Origin of the sequence: Microbacterium gubbeenense DSM 15944, from assembly GCF_000422745.1 — a bacterium.
Taxonomy (GTDB): Bacteria; Actinomycetota; Actinomycetes; order Actinomycetales; family Microbacteriaceae; genus Microbacterium; species Microbacterium gubbeenense.
This window is the reverse complement of sequence record NZ_AUGQ01000005.1, coordinates 158085-173609: the sequence shown is the minus strand read 5'-3', so window position 1 is coordinate 173609 and position 15525 is coordinate 158085. Positions and strand designations below refer to the sequence as shown.

Below are 15525 nucleotides of genomic sequence, written 5' to 3'. Positions count from 1 at the left end.
TCAGATTTCTTAACCCTCTAAATGGTGCTAAGGATCCCGTTGTGTGTTGGATTCTTGATGTGTGAGAGGAAGTTCCCTCGATCCGTCCCGACCATCTCTCAAAGGAGCGCACGATGACTATCGCTGAACCGACAACCCTCGCACACCCCACGCACCTCGCGGAGTACGGCACCCAGCCCGAGTACGGCACTGCCGCATTCGACGAGCTGGTCGACTGGGTGAACGAGATCGCCGCGCTCACGAAGCCGGATCGGATCCACTGGGTCGACGGGTCGGATTCCGAGCGCCAGGCGCTCCTCGGATCCATGGTCGCGCAGGGCACGCTCATCAAGCTCAACGAGGACAAGCGCCCGAACAGCTACCTCGCCCGCAGCGGCGCCGGCGATGTCGCTCGCCTCGAATCGCGCACGTTCATCGCGTCTGAGCACAAGACCGACGCGGGCCCCACGAACAACTGGGCGGATCCCGCTGAGATGCGCGCGACGCTCGACGGCGTCTTCGACGGATCCATGCGGGGGCGCACGATGTTCGTCGTGCCGTTCTCCATGGGCAAGGTCGGCGGCCCGATCTCGCAGCTCGGCGTGCAGCTCACCGACAGCCCGTACGCGGTCGCCTCGGTCGAGGTCATGACGCGCGTCGGCGACGAGATCACCGAGCTGATCGCCGATGGCACCCCGTGGGTGCGCACGGTGCACTCGGTCGGTCACCCGCTCGAGCTCGGCGAGGCCGATGTGGCGTGGCCGTCGAACGACGAGAAGTACATCGTGCACTTCCCGGACACGCTCGAGGTCTTCAGCTTCGGGTCCGGCTACGGCGGCAACGCGATCCTCGCAAAGAAGTGCTTCGCGCTGCGCATCGCATCGGTACTCGGCCGCGACCAGGGCTGGATGGCCGAGCACATGCTGCTCATCCGCGTCGTCTCGCCCGAGGGCCGCGCCTACCACGTGGCGGCGGCGTTCCCGTCGGCCTGCGGCAAGACGAACCTCGCGATGCTGCGCCCGTCGATCCGCGGCTGGACGGTCGAAACGATCGGCGACGACATTGCATGGATCCGCCCCGGAAACGACGGTCGCCTGTACGCCATCAACCCCGAGGCCGGGTTCTTCGGCGTCGCGCCGGGAACGGGCGAGTCGACGAACATCACCGCCGTCGAGTCGCTGCGCGAGAACGTGATCTTCACGAACGTCGCCCTCACCGACGACGGCGACGTGTGGTGGGAGGGCCTCACCGACACGGTTCCCGACCACCTCATCGACTGGCAGGGCAACGACTGGACGCCCGACTCCGACCGGCCCGCCGCGCACCCCAACTCCCGCTTCACGGTCTCGGCCGCGCAGGCCCCGTCCATCTCAGACGACTGGGAGGAGGCCGTGCCGCTCGACGTGATCCTCTTCGGCGGACGCCGCGCGACGAACGTTCCGCTCGTCGTCGAGTCGTTCGACTGGAACCACGGCGCGTTCATGGGCGCGACGATCTCCTCCGAGCGCACCGCCGCGGCCGAGGGCACGGTCGGCGAGCTGCGCCGCGATCCCTTCGCGATGATGCCGTTCTGCGGCTACAACATGGCCGACTACTTCGGGCACTGGATCGAGATGGGCCAGAGCGCGCCCGCACTGCCCGCGATCTACCAGGTCAACTGGTTCCGCAAGGGCGACGACGGCCGCTTCCTGTGGCCCGGTTTCGCCGAGAACTCGCGCGTCATCGAGTGGATCGTGCGCCGCCTCGAGGGGTCCGCGGACGCCGTGGAGACGCCGATCGGCCGCGTTCCCGCCGAGCTCAATCTCGACGGCATCGACACCACGGACGCCGATCTCGCGGAGCTGTTCGCCATCGACCCCGACAGCTGGCTCGCCGAGACCGACCTGACGGAAGAATTCTTCAAGACATTCGACGGCCGCGTGCCGGCCGAGCTGACGGATCAGCTCGCCGCCCAGCGCGACCGTCTCCAGACCGCGAAGAGGGGCTGACCGCACTCAGCCGACCTTCGCTCGTGAGGATCCCGGACCGCACACCGGCCCTCGCATCAGCGGCCCGCACCCGAACCGATCCGGGGGCGGGCCGCTTCACTCACACGAGCAGCTGATGCTGCGCGAGCTCGCGATACAGCGGCGTCGACTCGACGAGCTCGGCGTGCGTGCCCTGGCCGATGACGCGGCCGCGATCCAGCACGATGATCTTGTCGCTGTCGATGACCGTCGACAGGCGGTGGGCGACGACGATGAGCGTGCGGCCCTCGGCCACCGCATCGATCGCCTCGCGCATGCGCTGCTCGTTCAGTCCGTCGAGCGACGACGTCGACTCGTCGAGCAGCAGGATCGGCGGCGCCGACAGCAGTGCCCGTGCGATCGCGAGGCGCTGGCGCTCGCCGCCGGACAGCATCACGCCGTCCTCGCCGACCGGGGTGTCGATGCCGCGCGGATCCCGGTCGATGATGTGGCCCAGGTTCACGGAGCGCAGCGCGCGGTCGCACTCGTCGTCGCTCGCCTCGGCCGACGCGAGCCGCAGGTTGTCGGCGAGGGATCCGGCCAGCGTCGGGGCGTCCTGCTCGACGTAGCCGAACCGCGCGCGCAGCGCCTCGCGGGGGAGGCTCTGAATGTCGTTGCCGTGCAGGCGAATGGTGCCGCCCGTCGCGTCGTAGAACCGCTCGACGAGAGACAGGACGGTGGATTTTCCGGCGCCGGACGGCCCGACGAGGGCGATGCGGGATCCGGCCTCGACGTCGAAGCTCACGCCGCGCAGCACGTCGTCATCGGCGGCCAGGTCGACGTCCTGCGCGAGGTGGGCGTCGGCCGCGGTGCTCTGCAGTTCGGCCGCCGCCTTCTGCCGGGCCTCGACGACGTTCTGCGGGTACCGGAAGCGGACCTCGTCGAACGAGATGGCTGCCGGGGTTGTCACGTCGTGCTCTTCCGAGGGTACGGACTGCGTTGTGTCGGGGGCGTCGTGGGCATCTTCCTCGGGGAGGTCCAGCACCTCCTGGATGCGGCCGAGTGCGCCGAGCGCCTGGCCGACGCTCGAGAGCGCGCCGAACGCCGAGCCGAGCGGCATGATCATGAGGAAGAGGAACATCGCGAAGGTCACCAGCGACGCGACCGACACGGCACCGGTCGCCACGCGCAGGCCGCCGACGCCGAGCACCACGAGCAGCGATACGTTCATCGCGAGCCCCGCGACGGGCACGACGAAGGCCGAGGCGCGCGCCACGTCGAGGCCGGCGAGGTACGCGCTGTGCGCGGTCGCTGTCACGGCCTTCTGCTCGCGCGCGGTCGCGCCCGCGGCGCGGACGGTGCGGATGGATCCGATCACGCGCTCGACGCCGCTCGCCAGCGCGCCCACGCGCTCCTGCTGCCGGGACGTGGCAGAGCGGATCCGCCCCGACAGCGCCACGACCGCCACCACCGCGACGATCAGAACCGCCGCGATCGTCAGGAGCAGGATCGGGTCGATCACGAGCATCGCGATCAGCGCGCCGACGAAGATGAGCACGTTGCCGACCGAGTCGGCGAGCCCCTGCGTCAGCACCGCGTACAGCAGCGTCGTGTCGGTGCCCACGCGGCTGACGAGGTCGCCCGTCCGGCGCGCGTCGAACTCGCTGATCGGCAGGTGGAGGATGCGCCGGATGAGCTGGCGGCGGCTCGAGAAGACGACCGCCGTGCCCGTCTTCTGCAGCAGGTAGTGCTGGTAGGCGCTCGTGCCCGACTGCAGCAGGACGAACACGACGAGCATCGCGATGAGCCAGCCGAGCGGATCCTGCCCCTCGACCCGCTCGATCACCTGACCGATCATGAGCGGCTGTACGAGCGTGAACAGCGCGGCCACGACCGACAGCAGCGCCACGGCGATCATCATCCCGCGATGCTCCAGGATGTAGGGCAGCAGCTGTCGGAACGTGGCGCGCGGGCCATCGTCCTTGCGCGGACGAGCGAAGGGGGAGAGGCGGCGTTGTTCGGTCATCGTCTGCTATTCTCGCCCGCGCGGTGGTGAGGGCGCTGTGCGGCCACCGCGGTCATTCGGCGTCGAAGTCGACGTCCTTCGTCTCCTTGCCCATCAGCAGCGCGATGAGGGTCAGCACGCCCGCGCCCGACATGTAGATGCCGACGAGCCACGGGTTGCCGCCTCCGATGCGCCACAGCTCGACCGCGATGAGCGGAGCCACAGACGCACCGAGGATCGACGACACGTTGTACGCGATCGCGGATCCCGTGTAGCGCACCGACGTCGGGAACAGCTCCGGCAGAAGCGCGCCCATGGGGCCGAACGTCATGCCCATGAGCGTGAACCCGAAGATCAGGAACGTCTGCACGAGGGCACCCGTGAACGCGGCGCTGTCCTGCGGCAGCAGGAACACCGAATAGACGAAGCCGAGCACGATGATCGCGACCGTGACCCAGATCAGCAGCTTGCGGCGGCCGATCGCGTCGGCCAACGGACCCGACACGAGAGTGAACGCACCGAAGAAGACGACGCCGAAGATCTGCATCAGCACGAAGTCGGTGTGGCCGAACCCGAGGCCGGGCACGTCGGCGTCGGTCGCGGTCGTGCCGTACGACAGCGTGAAGTTCGTCATCAGGTAGAACAGCACGTACGTCGCGAGCATGAAGAAGGTGCCGAGGATCAGCTGGCGCCAGTACTTCTGGAACACATAACCGATCGGCGCCTTCTTGATCTCGCCCTTCTTCTCGGCCTTCTGGAACGAGTCGGACTCGACGAGCTTCAGGCGCACCCACAGGCCGACGACGACCATGAAAGCGGAGAAGAAGAACGGGATCCGCCACCCCCACGCCATGAAGGCGTCGCTGCTCGTGCCGTCCTCGCCGGGAAGCGCGAAGTTGATGACGAGGAACAGCAGGTTCGCGATGATGAAGCCGATGGGCGCACCCAGCTGCGGGAAGGTTCCGTAGAGAGCGCGTTTGCCGGCCGGCGCGTTCTCCGTCGCGACGAGCGCGGCGCCCGACCACTCGCCGCCGAGAGCGAAGCCCTGCGCGAGGCGAAGGATCAGCAGGAGCAGGGCGGCCCAGAGTCCGATCGACTCGTACGTCGGCAGGAATCCGATGAGGAACGTCGCGATGCCCATCGTGAGCAGCGACGCGACGAGCGTCGACTTGCGGCCGAACTTGTCGCCGAAGTGCCCGAACACCATCGCGCCGACGGGGCGGGCGACCATCGCGGCGCCGAACACGGCGAACGACGAGAGCAGGCCGGCCGTCTGACTGAACGACGGGAAGAACAGGTGCGGGAACACGAGCGACGCGGCGGTCGCGTACGCATAGAAGTCGTAGAACTCGACCGTCGTGCCGACGAGGCTGGCGGTGATGACGCGGCCGCGAGAGTTCAGCGGCTTCGATGTGGTGGCAGAGGAAGAAGACATGGACGACCTTGTATCGCGCGGTGGTGCGAGACCACGAAAAACGCCGGGGCTCTCCCGGCGAACGCATACACATTACACGACGATTTCGCACAGAATGAGCGCGGCGCCCGCGGATCCCGAGAGAAACCGGGATCCGCGGGCGCCGCGCACCTGCTCAACTGCGCATAATGCTCAATGCGCGATGCGTGTGTTGGGCATCACCACAGAATCGCGATGCAGGCGTTGACCAGGGTGAGGATCCCGATGCCCCAGAACAGGGGAGCGGGGACGGACTCGCCCCGCTTCTGGCGGGCGCCGCCGATGCCGAGCAGCGCGCCGACGATGATCACGACGACGAGCTTGGTGCCGATCTTGGCGTAGTTCGGATCGCCGAGGCCCCATGGCGCGGAGAGCGCGAGGCCCGCCACCAGCGCGATCACAAGACCCCACTGCATGACTTTGGTGATTCGGCGCTTGCCGACCGCCTCGACGAGCCATCCGCCGAAGAGTGTGGCGAAGCCGATGAGATGGATGATGACGACGATGCTGTGCAGGATCTCCATGCCTTCTACCCTACGTAGAAAAATGCGGCGGTCTACAGCGTGCGGAGCGCGAGCACGGCGCGCACCGCGGCGTCCGCGGCCTCGAATCCCTTGTCCTCGCGTGACCCCGGGAGTCCCGATCGCACGAACGCCTGCTCCTCGTCGTCGGTCGTGAGCACGCCGAACCCGACGGGCTTGCCGGTATCGAGCGCCACGCGCGTCAGGCCGTCCGTTGCCGCTGCGGAGATGTACTCGAAGTGCGGGGTGCCACCGCGAATGATGATGCCGAGCGCCACGACCGCGTCTGCGCCCTTCTCGAGTGCGACCTTCGACACGACCGGCAGCTCGAACGCACCGGCGACGCGCACCACGCGGTAATCGGCGCCGGACTGCTCAAGCATGCGCTCTGCACCCGCGAGCAGCGCGTCCGAGATCTTCGCGTGCCACGTGCCGGCGACGACGACCACGCGGATGCCGGTCGCATCGACGCCGCCCTGCCGGGGCTGTCCGCTACCGCTCACGCCTGTGCCTCCTCGTTCATCTTCGCGACCGCGGCCTGCAGCTCGGCCTCGCCGATGATGTGGCCCATGCGGTCGCGCTTGGTCTCCAGGTACTGGTGGTTGTTGGGCCCGACGCCGACGATCAGCGGCACCTGCTCGACGACATCGATTCCGAGCGCGCGCAGCTGGGCGACCTTGTCGGTGTTGTTCGTGAGCAGGCGCAGGTCGCTGACGCCGAGGTCGGCGAGGATCGACGCGGCTGCGGCGTAGTCGCGGGCATCGGCCGGCAGGCCGAGCTCGATGTTCGCGTCCAGGGTGTCGAAGCCGCGCTCCTGCAGCGCGTACGCGCGCAGCTTGTTGATCAGGCCGATGCCGCGCCCCTCGTGGCCGCGCATGTAGACGACGACCCCGCCGTCCCTCGCGATGCGCTCGAGCGCCGCGTCGAGCTGCGGGCCGCACTCGCACTTGAGGGATCCGAACGCCTCGCCGGTCAGGCACTCGGAGTGCACGCGCACGAGCGGCGCGGCGCCCGTGATGTCGCCGGAGACGATCGCGACGTGATCGACGCCGGTCGTGCGATCCCGGTATGCCATGAAGCGCATGTCACCGTGGCGGGTGGGGACGAGGGTGTCGGCGCGCAGGCTCACGGTGCGAAGCGCCGAGGGCGACGGCGCGACGGGATCCGTGCCCTCCAGGTGCGCCGCGAGGTCTTCGATCGTGATGACGGGCACGCCGTCGCGGAGCCCCATCTCGAGCAGGCCCGGAAGGCGCATCATCTCGCCGTCGTCCTGCACGATCTCGCCGATGACGCCGACCGGGGCGAGCCCGGCGAGGCGCATCAGGTCGACGGCCGCTTCCGTGTGCCCGGCGCGCTCGCGCACGCCGCCGGCCTTCGCCCGCAGCGGCAGGATGTGACCGGGGCGGATCACGCTGCGCGCGGTCGAGGCGGGATCCGCCAGGACGTTCAGCGTGCGGGCGCGGTCGCTCGCGCTGATTCCGGTCGTCACGCCGACGGCGGCATCGACCGACACGGTGTATGCCGTTCCGCGCATATCTTCGTTGCGCGCGACCATCGGCGGCAGATCGAGGCGATCGGCCCACTCCGTCGGCATCGGCGCGCACAGGTAGCCCGACGTGTACCGCACCATCCACGCGACCTGCTCCGGTGTGGCGAGCTCGGCCGAGAGGATCAGGTCGCCCTCGTTCTCGCGGTCCGCATCGTCGGCGACGATCACCGGGAGCCCCGCGCGGAGCGCGTCGAGCGCGTCATCGATGGTGGACAGCGGGGGAAGGGAATCCGTAGTCATCGGGTGGGTCCTTCGGTCTTCGCGAACGCGGCGAGGCGCTCGATGTGGCGGGCGAGGATATCGGTTTCGAGGTTCAAGCGGTCGTTCGCGCGTCGCTCGCCGAAGGTGGTGGCGCGCAGGGTCTCGGGGATCAGGGAGACCTCGAGCCAGGGCGAGGCTTCGCCGGGCGCGCTCACGGCGCTGATCGTGAGCGACGTGCCGTCGAGGGTGATGGACCCCTTGTCGACGACGAGCGGCGCGATGTCGGCGGCGATGCCGACGCGGACGACCTGCCACTTGTCGCCCGGGCGCACCTCGAGGATCTCTCCTGTGCCGTCGATGTGTCCCTGCACGATGTGGCCGCCGAGGCGACCGCCGGATGCGAGAGCGCGCTCGACGTTGACGTGTCGCCCGGGCGTCGCGCCGTCGAGCGTCGACATGTCCAGGGTCTGCTTCATCACATCGGCGGTGAACGCCTCGTCGGTCCAATCGACGACCGTGAGGCACACGCCGCTGACGGCGATCGAATCGCCGTGGCGCACCCCCTCGATGACGGTGGGCGCGTGGATGGTCAGGCGCACGCCGTCACCCGATGGCTCGACGGCGGTGATCCGCCCGATCTCCTCGATGATTCCGGTGAACATCAGTGCGACTCGCTTTCGGGTCTGGGGTGGGAAACGATCAGCAGGTCGTCGCCGAGACGGTCGATCGACTCGATGTCGAGGCGCCGCTGATCGGTGATCGTGCGGACGCCCATCTCGGTGAGGGCGGCGCGCGGACCGCCGAGCAGAGTGGGGGCGACGTAGGTCAGCAGGCGATCCGCATAGCCCGCGGCGATGAACGCGCTCGCGAGGGTCGGCCCGCCCTCGACGAAGACGCGATGCAGGCCCTTGTCGAGCAGGTCGACGAGGGTCGCGGTGAGGTCGTGGCTGGTGTAGAAGAGCGGGGCGTGCGGATGCTGCCGGAGGAGCGCATCGGCGGGAACCTCGCGGGCGCCGATCACGACCGGAACGGGCTGGTGCGGGAAGAGCCCGTCGTCGTTGCGCGCGGTCAGGGCGGGGTCATCGGCGATCGCGGTGCCGGTGCCGACGATGATCGCGTCGGCCTCCGCGCGGCGACGGTGCACGTCGAATCGGGCGGCGGGGCCCGTGATCCACTTGCTCGTCCCGTCGGATGCGGCGGCGCGGCCGTCGAGGCTCTGCGCCCACTTGACGGTGACGTGCGGGCGGCCGAGTGCACGCGAGGTGAGCCAGGCATCGAGCAGGGCGCGTCCCTCGTCGCCGAGCACACCGTCCTCGACATCGACGCCGGCGGCGCGGAGCGCGGCGGCGCCGCCTCCGGAGTGCTCGCCCGGATCCGCGACGGCGAACACGACGCGGGAGATGCCGGCATCGAGCAGCGCCTCGGCGCAGGGGCCCGTGCGGCCCGTGTGATTGCACGGCTCGAGCGTGACGACGGCGGTCGCGCCGACGGCGGATCCGCCGAGCTTCGTCAGTGCGTCGACCTCCGCGTGCGCGGTGCCGGCACCGCGATGCCAGCCCTCGGCGAGGACGGATCCGTCGGGGGAGAGGATGACGGCGCCCACCTGCGGGTTGCGGGACTGCGGGCCCTTCGCGGCGAGCTCCAGCGCGCGACTCATCGCGGCGATCTCGACGTCGGTGGCCATTCGCGATTCCCCTTTGCGGTTCTGCCGGGGTTCACGAGACAGGCCCACCAGGGGCTTGCCGTGCGCCTTCCATCCGGACTCGCAGGTCGCCCTGCATCACCGTCGGTTCCGGAATCCCACCGGATCAACCCCTCGATGAGGGGGTCGCGGACTATCACCGCCGGTTCGGATTCTCACCGACCCCGGAGCACGTTCACTACAAACCATAACCTGACTCGGGACCCGCTATTCCCACACGCCGTCACACGGGGTCATCGGCACGTGCCGCCCACACCCGCTCCACCCGGGGGTCTGTGGACAGCAGGCCCGCGACCCAGCCGTCGGCCCGGCCGTGGGCGCCGCCGATGCCGTGGCCGGGGAGGGCCTTGCGCTGGGTGCCCTCGAGCTGGAACCCCAGCTTCTGCGCGACGCGGGCCGAGGCGACGTTTCCGACGACCGCGCGCCATTCGACGCGCTCGAGTCGCATCGGGCCGAACGCGAAGTCGATCACGGCCGCCGATGCTTCGGTCATGTATCCGTTGCCGCGGGCCGAAGGCGCGGTCCAGAATCCCAGCTCCGCCGCCCCGTCCTTGATGCCGTGCAACCCCACGACTCCGGCAAGCTCGCCGTAGGCGCGCACCGCCCACACGTGCTCGATGCCCGAGTCCCACCAATCGGCGACGAGGCCGACGAAGTCGACCGCGTTCCCCCGCGTATACGGCGACGGCACCGTCGTGTAGCGCTGGATATCCGGGTCCTGGCACGCCTCGTAGATCGCGTCGACATCGCCCTCATCGGGGACGGTGAGAACGAGTCGGGGCGTGGTCAGCGGAACCGGGTCACCCACGGCGCAGCAGACCGACGCGCTCGTACACGGCCGAGAGGGTGACCTCGGCGACCTCGGAGGCGCGGTCGGCGTTCGCCGTCAGCACGCGATCGAGCTCTGCCGGATCCTCGAGCAGCTCGAGCGCACGCGCGCGCACGGGCTCGAACTCGGCGACGATCGCGTCGCGCACGCCCTTCTTGAAGTCGCCATAGCCGCGGCCCGCGTACTCGTCCTCGAGGGCCGCGATCGAGATCCCCGTCAGCGCCGAGCAGATCGACAGCAGGTTCGAAACGCCCGGCTTGGCCTCGCGGTCGAACCGCACGACGCCCTCCGAATCGGTGACCGCCCGCATAATCTTCTTCGCCGTCACGTTGATGTCGTCGAGCAGGTACAGCACGCCCGCCTGCGATTCGGCGGACTTCGACATCTTCGAGGTCGGATCCTGCAGGTCGTAGATGCGCGCCGTCTCGCCCTGGATTACGGGCTCGGGCACCGTGAACGTCTCGCCGAAGCGCGAGTTGAAGCGCGCCGCAAGTGTGCGCGTCAGCTCAACGTGCTGCTTCTGGTCGTCGCCCACGGGAACCGACTCGGCCTGGAACAGCAGGATGTCGGCCGCCATCAGCACGGGATACGTGAACAGGGCGACGCTCGTGGCGTCGTCGCCGTACCGGCGCGACTTGTCCTTGAACTGCGTCATGCGGCCGGCCTCGCCGAAGCCGGTGATCGTCGAGAGGATCCACGCGAGCTCGGCATGCGCCGGAACCTGCGACTGCACGTACAGCGTCGACTTCTCGGGCTCGATGCCGGCCGCGATGTACTGCGCGGCCGTGCGGCGGGTCTTCTCGCGCAGCTGCTGCGGATCCTGTGGCACGGTGATCGCGTGCAGGTCGACCACCGTGAAGAACGAGTCGAAGTCGTCCTGCATGCCGCGCCACTGCATCAGCGCACCGATGTAGTTGCCGATCTGGAGAGAATCGGCGGACGGCTGCATTCCTGAGAAGAGACGGGGCTTCGAAGTCACCCCACTACCTTACGCGGGCCGGCGCTCCTCGAACGGTGCGTGGGTCTCGATCGCGACGATTCCGCCGGACCGGCTCACGTGCACCACGGTGAAGGATCCGGTCGACAGCGACGCCGCCGCGCGCAGCTCCGACGTCACCTTCGTTCCGGCGGCCTTCGCGAGCGACTCCATGAGCCCGATCAGCACGGGTCCGTGCGAGCAGACGAGGGCCGGCTTGCCTTTCTCGACCCGGCGCTCGATGATCGTCGACGGATCGTCCTCGCCGCGCTCGAACGCGTCCTGGCTGATGTCGTCGGACACGTGCACGCGCCGCCCGAGGGTCGCGGCGAGCGGCGCGACGGTCTGCTGGCAGCGACGCGCGGTCGACGAGAGGATCCGGCGCACGCCGAACGCGCGGAGCGCGCCGACGGCCGCATCGGCCTGTTCCTGACCGCGCTCCGTGAGCTCGCGCTCGTGATCGACGGACGCGGATCCGGCCTTGCCGTGCCGCATGAGAACGATCGGGAACGTGTGTAGGCCGTCGGCATCGATCAGCTCCTCGAACGCCGCGAGCACCTCGCGATCGACCGGGTAGCTGAGCCGGTCGCGCGCGTCGTCGAGCGCGACCCACTCGAGCGCCTCGATCTCCTTGTTCGGCGTGAACGTCGATGCGGCGATCTGCTCGGGCGTCGCGCCCACCGACCAGTACTCGACGACCTTCTCGCGCCCGGAGGGGAGGTGGTAGGTCACGACGCCGAGCGATGGGCCGAGCGCACTGCGGATCCCGGTCTCCTCCTCGATCTCGCGCACGGCCGCCTCAGCGAACGTCTCGCCGGGGTCGAGCTTGCCCTTCGGGAACGACACGTCACGGAACTTCTTGCGATGAACGAGCAGGAGCTGCAGCTCGTCCGCCTCGCGGCGCCAGACGACGCCGCCCGCCGCGAGGACGCGTGTTCCGTTCGCCATCGTCACCGCCTCTTCTGCCGGCTCTGCCGGCGTCGATGGATGAGGGACATCGTCTTGTCCTGCACGTCGATGAGCGGTTTTCCGTCGGCATCGACGTGGTGCCGCGTCCACGCGCCGTTCTCGCCGAGCTGCCACGCGGACGAGCCGTCGTCCATCGCGAGGTCGAAGTAGCCCGTCAGCTCGCGGATGTGCTGATCTCGCGTGACCTGCACGAGGGCCTCGATCCGGCGATCGAGGTTGCGGTGCATCATGTCGGCGCTGCCGATGTAGACCTCGGGCGATCCGCCGTTCTCGAACGTGAAGATGCGCGAGTGCTCGAGGTAGCGGCCGAGCACGCTGCGCACCCGAATGTTGTCGCTGACGCCCGGCAGATCCACGCGCATGCTGCAGATGCCGCGCACCCACACGTCGACCTTCACCCCGGCGATCGAGGCGCGGTACAGCGCGTCGATGATCTCCTCGTCGACCATCGAGTTCACCTTGATCCGCACGTGCGCCGGCTTGCCGGCGGCCGCGAAGCTGCTCTCCCGATCGATGAGCTTCATCAGGCCCTTGCGCAGGTGCAGGGGAGCGGTGAGGAGGCGCTTGAACTTCTTCTCGATCGCGTAGCCGCTGAGCTCGTTGAACAGTCGCGTCACGTCGCGGCCCACGATCGGGTCGCACGTGAACAGCCCGAAGTCCTCGTAGATGCGGCTCGTCTTGGGGTTGTAGTTGCCCGTGCCGAGGTGCGTGTAGTGGCGCAGCTGGTCGCCCTCCTCGCGGATCACCGACGCGATCTTGCAGTGCGTCTTCAGCCCCACAAGGCCATACACGACGTGCACGCCCGACTTCTCGAGGATCCGCGCCCACTCGATGTTGTTCGCCTCGTCGAAGCGCGCCTTCACTTCGACGAGCGCGAGCACCTGCTTGCCGTTCTCGGCCGCGTCGATGAGCGCCTTCACGATGGGGCTGTCGCCCGACGTGCGGTACAGCGTCTGCTTGATGGCGAGCACCTGCGGATCCCGTGCCGCCTGCTCGAGGAACGCCTGCACGCTCGTCGCGAACGATTCGTACGGGTGGTGCACCAGGACGTCGCCCTGGCGGATCGCGCCGAACACGTCCGCGCGGGAGTGCTTCGAATCCGACTCGGTCGGTCGGAACGCGAGCGGCGTGATCGGAACGTGCGTGGTGTACTTCAGATCCGGGCGGTCGATCTTGCTGAGCTGGTAGAGCGCGCGCAGGTCGAGCGGCGCCGGCAGGCGGTAGACCTCCTGCTTCGAGATGTCGAGCTCGTCGAGCAGCAGCCCGAGCGTCACGTCGTCCATGTCCTCGGTGACCTCGAGGCGGATCGGCGGGCCGAATCGGCGGCGCAGGAGCTCGTCCTCGAGCGCCTGGATCAGGTTCTCGGATTCGTCCTCCTCGATCACCATGTCTTCGTTGCGCGTGAGGCGGAACGCGTGGTGCTCGAGGATCTCCATGCCGGGGAACAGGTCGCCGAGGTGCTCGGCGATGAGCGACTCGAGGTGCACGAAGCGCACGCGGTTGCTGTCGGGATCCGCGTTCGGCACGCGCACGGCGCGCGGCAGCATCGGCGGCACCTTGATGCGCGCGAACTCCTCGCGTCCGGTGCGCGAGTGGCGGATCCGCACGGCGAGGTTGAGCGAGAGCCCCGAGATGTACGGGAACGGGTGCGCGGGGTCGACGGCGAGCGGCATGAGCACGGGGAACATGTGCTGCTGGAAGTACTCGTAGAGGCCCGCGCGCTCGTCGTCGGAGAGATCGTCCAGCTCCGAGAACTCGATGTTCTCCTCGGCGAGCGCCGGCCGCACCTGCTCGTTCCACACGCGGGCGTGGCGCTCCTGCAGGTCGTGGGCATCGCGGCTGATCCCGTCGAGCACGCGCTGCGGGGCGGTGCCGATGTTCGACGGCACCGCGAGGCCAGTGACGATGCGGCGCTTGAGACCGGCGACGCGCACCATGAAGAACTCGTCGAGGTTGCTCGCGAAGATCGCGAGGAAGTTCGTGCGCTCGAGCAGCGGCACCTTCGGATCCTCGGCGAGCTCGAGCACGCGTTGGTTGAAGGCGAGCCAGCTCAGCTCACGATCCATGTAGCGGTGCTCGGGCAGGTCGGGCTCATCCGCTTCGATGAGCTCGTCGAAGTCGTCGTCCTCGGCGTCGCCCAGTCCGGTATCGACGATGGAAGTGTCGGTCATGCGCTCTATCTTTGCACCGGCAGGAAACGTGCGGGTGAACGAATGTCAGCGCGCGGGTGCGGCGCCCGGCTCTTCCGCGGCGTTGAAGCGGTATCCGACGTTGCGCACCGTGCCGATCAGGTGGTCGTGATCGCCGAGCTTCGCCCGCAGCCGCCGCACGTGCACGTCGACGGTGCGCGTGCCGCCGAAGTAGTCGTATCCCCACACCTCGCTGAGCAGCTGCTCGCGGCTGAAGACGCGCGACGGGTTCGAGGCGAGGAAGTGGAGCAGCTGGAACTCCTTGAACGTGAGATCGAGCGGCTTGCCGCGCACCTTCGCCGAGTACGACGTCTCGTCGATCGTGATGCCGGACGTATCAACGGTCGTCGAGGACGACGGGGAGGCGGAATCGGCTCGCCCCATGGTCAGGCGGATGCGCGCGTCCACTTCGGCGGGCCCCGCGCCCGCGAGCACGACGTCGTCGACGCTCCATTCCGGCGAGACGGCCGCGAGGCCGCCCTCGGTCGTCACGAGCAGAACGGGGGACCCGTGGCCGGTCGAGTCGAGGATCCGGCAGAGCGAGCGCGCCGCGGCGAGGTCGCCGCGCGCATCGACGATGGTCACGTCGGCGTCCGGCGCGCCAATGAGCTGCGAGGCCGATGCGGGCACCAGTGTGACGCGATGGCTCAGGAGGCCGAGCGCGGCGAGAGGCGGGTCCGTCTCGGGGGACGGGCTCAGGACGAGCAGATGCGCCACGGTGATTCCTCTCGGGATGTCGTTATCTTATTGCACACCCGGCGGCGCGCTGAGCACACGGGCCAGCACGCAGGGCACAATGGCAAGATGAGTTCGTCCGCTCGATGGAAGGGATCCGCATGACGCAGTCGCACACGCCGCGTTCCGGTGCCATCGCGCGCATCCGGCGCAGCCAGGGGCTGCTCCTGCCGTGGAGCGTCGCTCTTCTGCTCGCGCTCGCCGTGGTGGCGTTCGCCCCGCCCGGCGGATGGTGGCAGTGGTTCCCGGCCGCCGCGGGCGTCGCGGTGATCGTGTCGTTCGTCGTGCAGATCATCATCGGCCGCGCGGATGGGTTCATCATCCGTCTCTCGACGGCCGCGCTCGGCGCCATCCTGCTGATCGGCATCGTGTCGGTCGTCGGCGGGCTGTTCGCGGTCGTGGGCGCGGGGCTGTCGGTGTTCCCCTCCGAGTTCACGGGCTGACCGGGCGTCCCATAGAGTGGGTCGGTCG

General features: G+C 68.8%; 14 protein-coding genes and 1 riboswitch. Of the genes, 2 read left to right on the top strand and 12 right to left on the bottom strand.

What is annotated here, in order from left to right; genetic code table 11:
- The first annotated feature begins 113 nt into the window (after window positions 1–113).
- On the top strand, window positions 114–1967 hold the full coding sequence (locus G510_RS15370; RefSeq protein ID WP_036321931.1) for a phosphoenolpyruvate carboxykinase (GTP): 1854 nt from the start codon (window positions 114–116) through the stop codon (window positions 1965–1967).
- Window positions 1968–2067: 100 nt separating this feature from the next.
- On the opposite strand, the gene G510_RS0104555 is transcribed toward G510_RS15370, so the two are convergent.
- From G510_RS0104555 to G510_RS0104500, 12 genes are all read right to left on the bottom strand, one after another.
- Window positions 2068–3951 carry an ABC transporter ATP-binding protein gene (locus G510_RS0104555; protein WP_029152664.1) on the bottom strand — a complete coding sequence of 628 codons (1884 nt, stop codon included), beginning with the start codon at window positions 3949–3951 and terminating at the stop codon, window positions 2068–2070.
- A gap of 52 nt (window positions 3952–4003) precedes the next feature.
- Entirely contained in the window at window positions 4004–5365 is a 1362-nt protein-coding gene (locus G510_RS0104550; protein WP_029152663.1) for an MFS transporter, read from the bottom strand.
- Between the two features lie 197 nt (window positions 5366–5562).
- Window positions 5563–5907 (bottom strand): hypothetical protein, encoded by a 345-nt coding sequence (locus G510_RS0104545; protein ID WP_029152662.1) that lies wholly within the window; start codon window positions 5905–5907, stop codon window positions 5563–5565.
- Window positions 5908–5939: 32 nt separating this feature from the next.
- Window positions 5940–6407, bottom strand: coding sequence for a 6,7-dimethyl-8-ribityllumazine synthase (ribH, locus tag G510_RS0104540; RefSeq protein ID WP_029152661.1), 468 nt, complete (start codon window positions 6405–6407; stop codon window positions 5940–5942).
- Entirely contained in the window at window positions 6404–7693 is a 1290-nt protein-coding gene (locus tag G510_RS0104535) for a bifunctional 3,4-dihydroxy-2-butanone-4-phosphate synthase/GTP cyclohydrolase II (protein ID WP_029152660.1), read from the bottom strand. The genes ribH and G510_RS0104535 overlap by 4 nt, the downstream gene beginning before the upstream one ends.
- Window positions 7690–8316, bottom strand: a complete 627-nt coding sequence (locus G510_RS0104530; RefSeq protein ID WP_029152659.1) for a riboflavin synthase — start codon at window positions 8314–8316, stop codon at window positions 7690–7692. Before G510_RS0104530 ends, G510_RS0104535 begins: the two co-directional genes overlap by 4 nt.
- A complete protein-coding gene (ribD, locus tag G510_RS0104525) occupies window positions 8316–9338 on the bottom strand; it encodes a bifunctional diaminohydroxyphosphoribosylaminopyrimidine deaminase/5-amino-6-(5-phosphoribosylamino)uracil reductase RibD (RefSeq protein ID WP_029152658.1) in 1023 nt (340 codons plus the stop codon). The genes G510_RS0104530 and ribD overlap by 1 nt, the downstream gene beginning before the upstream one ends.
- Window positions 9339–9395: 57 nt before the next feature.
- Window positions 9396–9532: riboswitch (FMN riboswitch) on the bottom strand.
- A gap of 47 nt (window positions 9533–9579) precedes the next feature.
- Window positions 9580–10164 (bottom strand): GNAT family N-acetyltransferase, encoded by a 585-nt coding sequence (locus G510_RS0104520; RefSeq protein ID WP_029152657.1) that lies wholly within the window; start codon window positions 10162–10164, stop codon window positions 9580–9582.
- Window positions 10157–11164 (bottom strand): tryptophan--tRNA ligase, encoded by a 1008-nt coding sequence (gene trpS / locus G510_RS0104515; RefSeq protein ID WP_029152656.1) that lies wholly within the window; start codon window positions 11162–11164, stop codon window positions 10157–10159. Before trpS ends, G510_RS0104520 begins: the two co-directional genes overlap by 8 nt.
- 9 nt (window positions 11165–11173) lie before the next feature.
- Window positions 11174–12109 (bottom strand): NUDIX hydrolase, encoded by a 936-nt coding sequence (locus tag G510_RS0104510; RefSeq protein ID WP_036321925.1) that lies wholly within the window; start codon window positions 12107–12109, stop codon window positions 11174–11176.
- Window positions 12110–12111: 2 nt separating this feature from the next.
- Window positions 12112–14301 (bottom strand): RNA degradosome polyphosphate kinase, encoded by a 2190-nt coding sequence (locus tag G510_RS0104505; RefSeq protein ID WP_029152654.1) that lies wholly within the window; start codon window positions 14299–14301, stop codon window positions 12112–12114.
- A gap of 45 nt (window positions 14302–14346) precedes the next feature.
- On the bottom strand, window positions 14347–15036 hold the full coding sequence (locus G510_RS0104500) for a winged helix-turn-helix transcriptional regulator (protein ID WP_029152653.1): 690 nt from the start codon (window positions 15034–15036) through the stop codon (window positions 14347–14349).
- A gap of 119 nt (window positions 15037–15155) precedes the next feature.
- Here G510_RS0104500 and G510_RS0104495 point away from each other — a divergent pair, with 119 nt between their 5' ends.
- Window positions 15156–15497 carry a hypothetical protein gene (locus tag G510_RS0104495; RefSeq protein WP_029152652.1) on the top strand — a complete coding sequence of 114 codons (342 nt, stop codon included), beginning with the start codon at window positions 15156–15158 and terminating at the stop codon, window positions 15495–15497.
- The last annotated feature ends 28 nt before the right edge of the window (window positions 15498–15525 follow it).

Bases quoted from the DNA above. Each gene is read 5' to 3' on its own strand.
- G510_RS15370 (WP_036321931.1), top strand. From the start codon at position 114: ATGACTATCGCTGAACCGACAACCCTCGCACACCCCACGCACCTCGCG.
- G510_RS0104555 (WP_029152664.1), bottom strand. From the start codon at position 3,951: ATGACCGAACAACGCCGCCTCTCCCCCTTCGCTCGTCCGCGCAAGGAC.
- G510_RS0104550 (WP_029152663.1), bottom strand. From the start codon at position 5,365: ATGTCTTCTTCCTCTGCCACCACATCGAAGCCGCTGAACTCTCGCGGC.
- G510_RS0104545 (WP_029152662.1), bottom strand. From the start codon at position 5,907: ATGGAGATCCTGCACAGCATCGTCGTCATCATCCATCTCATCGGCTTC.
- G510_RS0104535 (WP_029152660.1), bottom strand. From the start codon at position 7,693: ATGACTACGGATTCCCTTCCCCCGCTGTCCACCATCGATGACGCGCTC.
- G510_RS0104530 (WP_029152659.1), bottom strand. From the start codon at position 8,316: ATGTTCACCGGAATCATCGAGGAGATCGGGCGGATCACCGCCGTCGAG.
- ribD (WP_029152658.1), bottom strand. From the start codon at position 9,338: ATGGCCACCGACGTCGAGATCGCCGCGATGAGTCGCGCGCTGGAGCTC.
- G510_RS0104510 (WP_036321925.1), bottom strand. From the start codon at position 12,109: ATGGCGAACGGAACACGCGTCCTCGCGGCGGGCGGCGTCGTCTGGCGC.
- G510_RS0104505 (WP_029152654.1), bottom strand. From the start codon at position 14,301: ATGACCGACACTTCCATCGTCGATACCGGACTGGGCGACGCCGAGGAC.
- G510_RS0104495 (WP_029152652.1), top strand. From the start codon at position 15,156: ATGACGCAGTCGCACACGCCGCGTTCCGGTGCCATCGCGCGCATCCGG.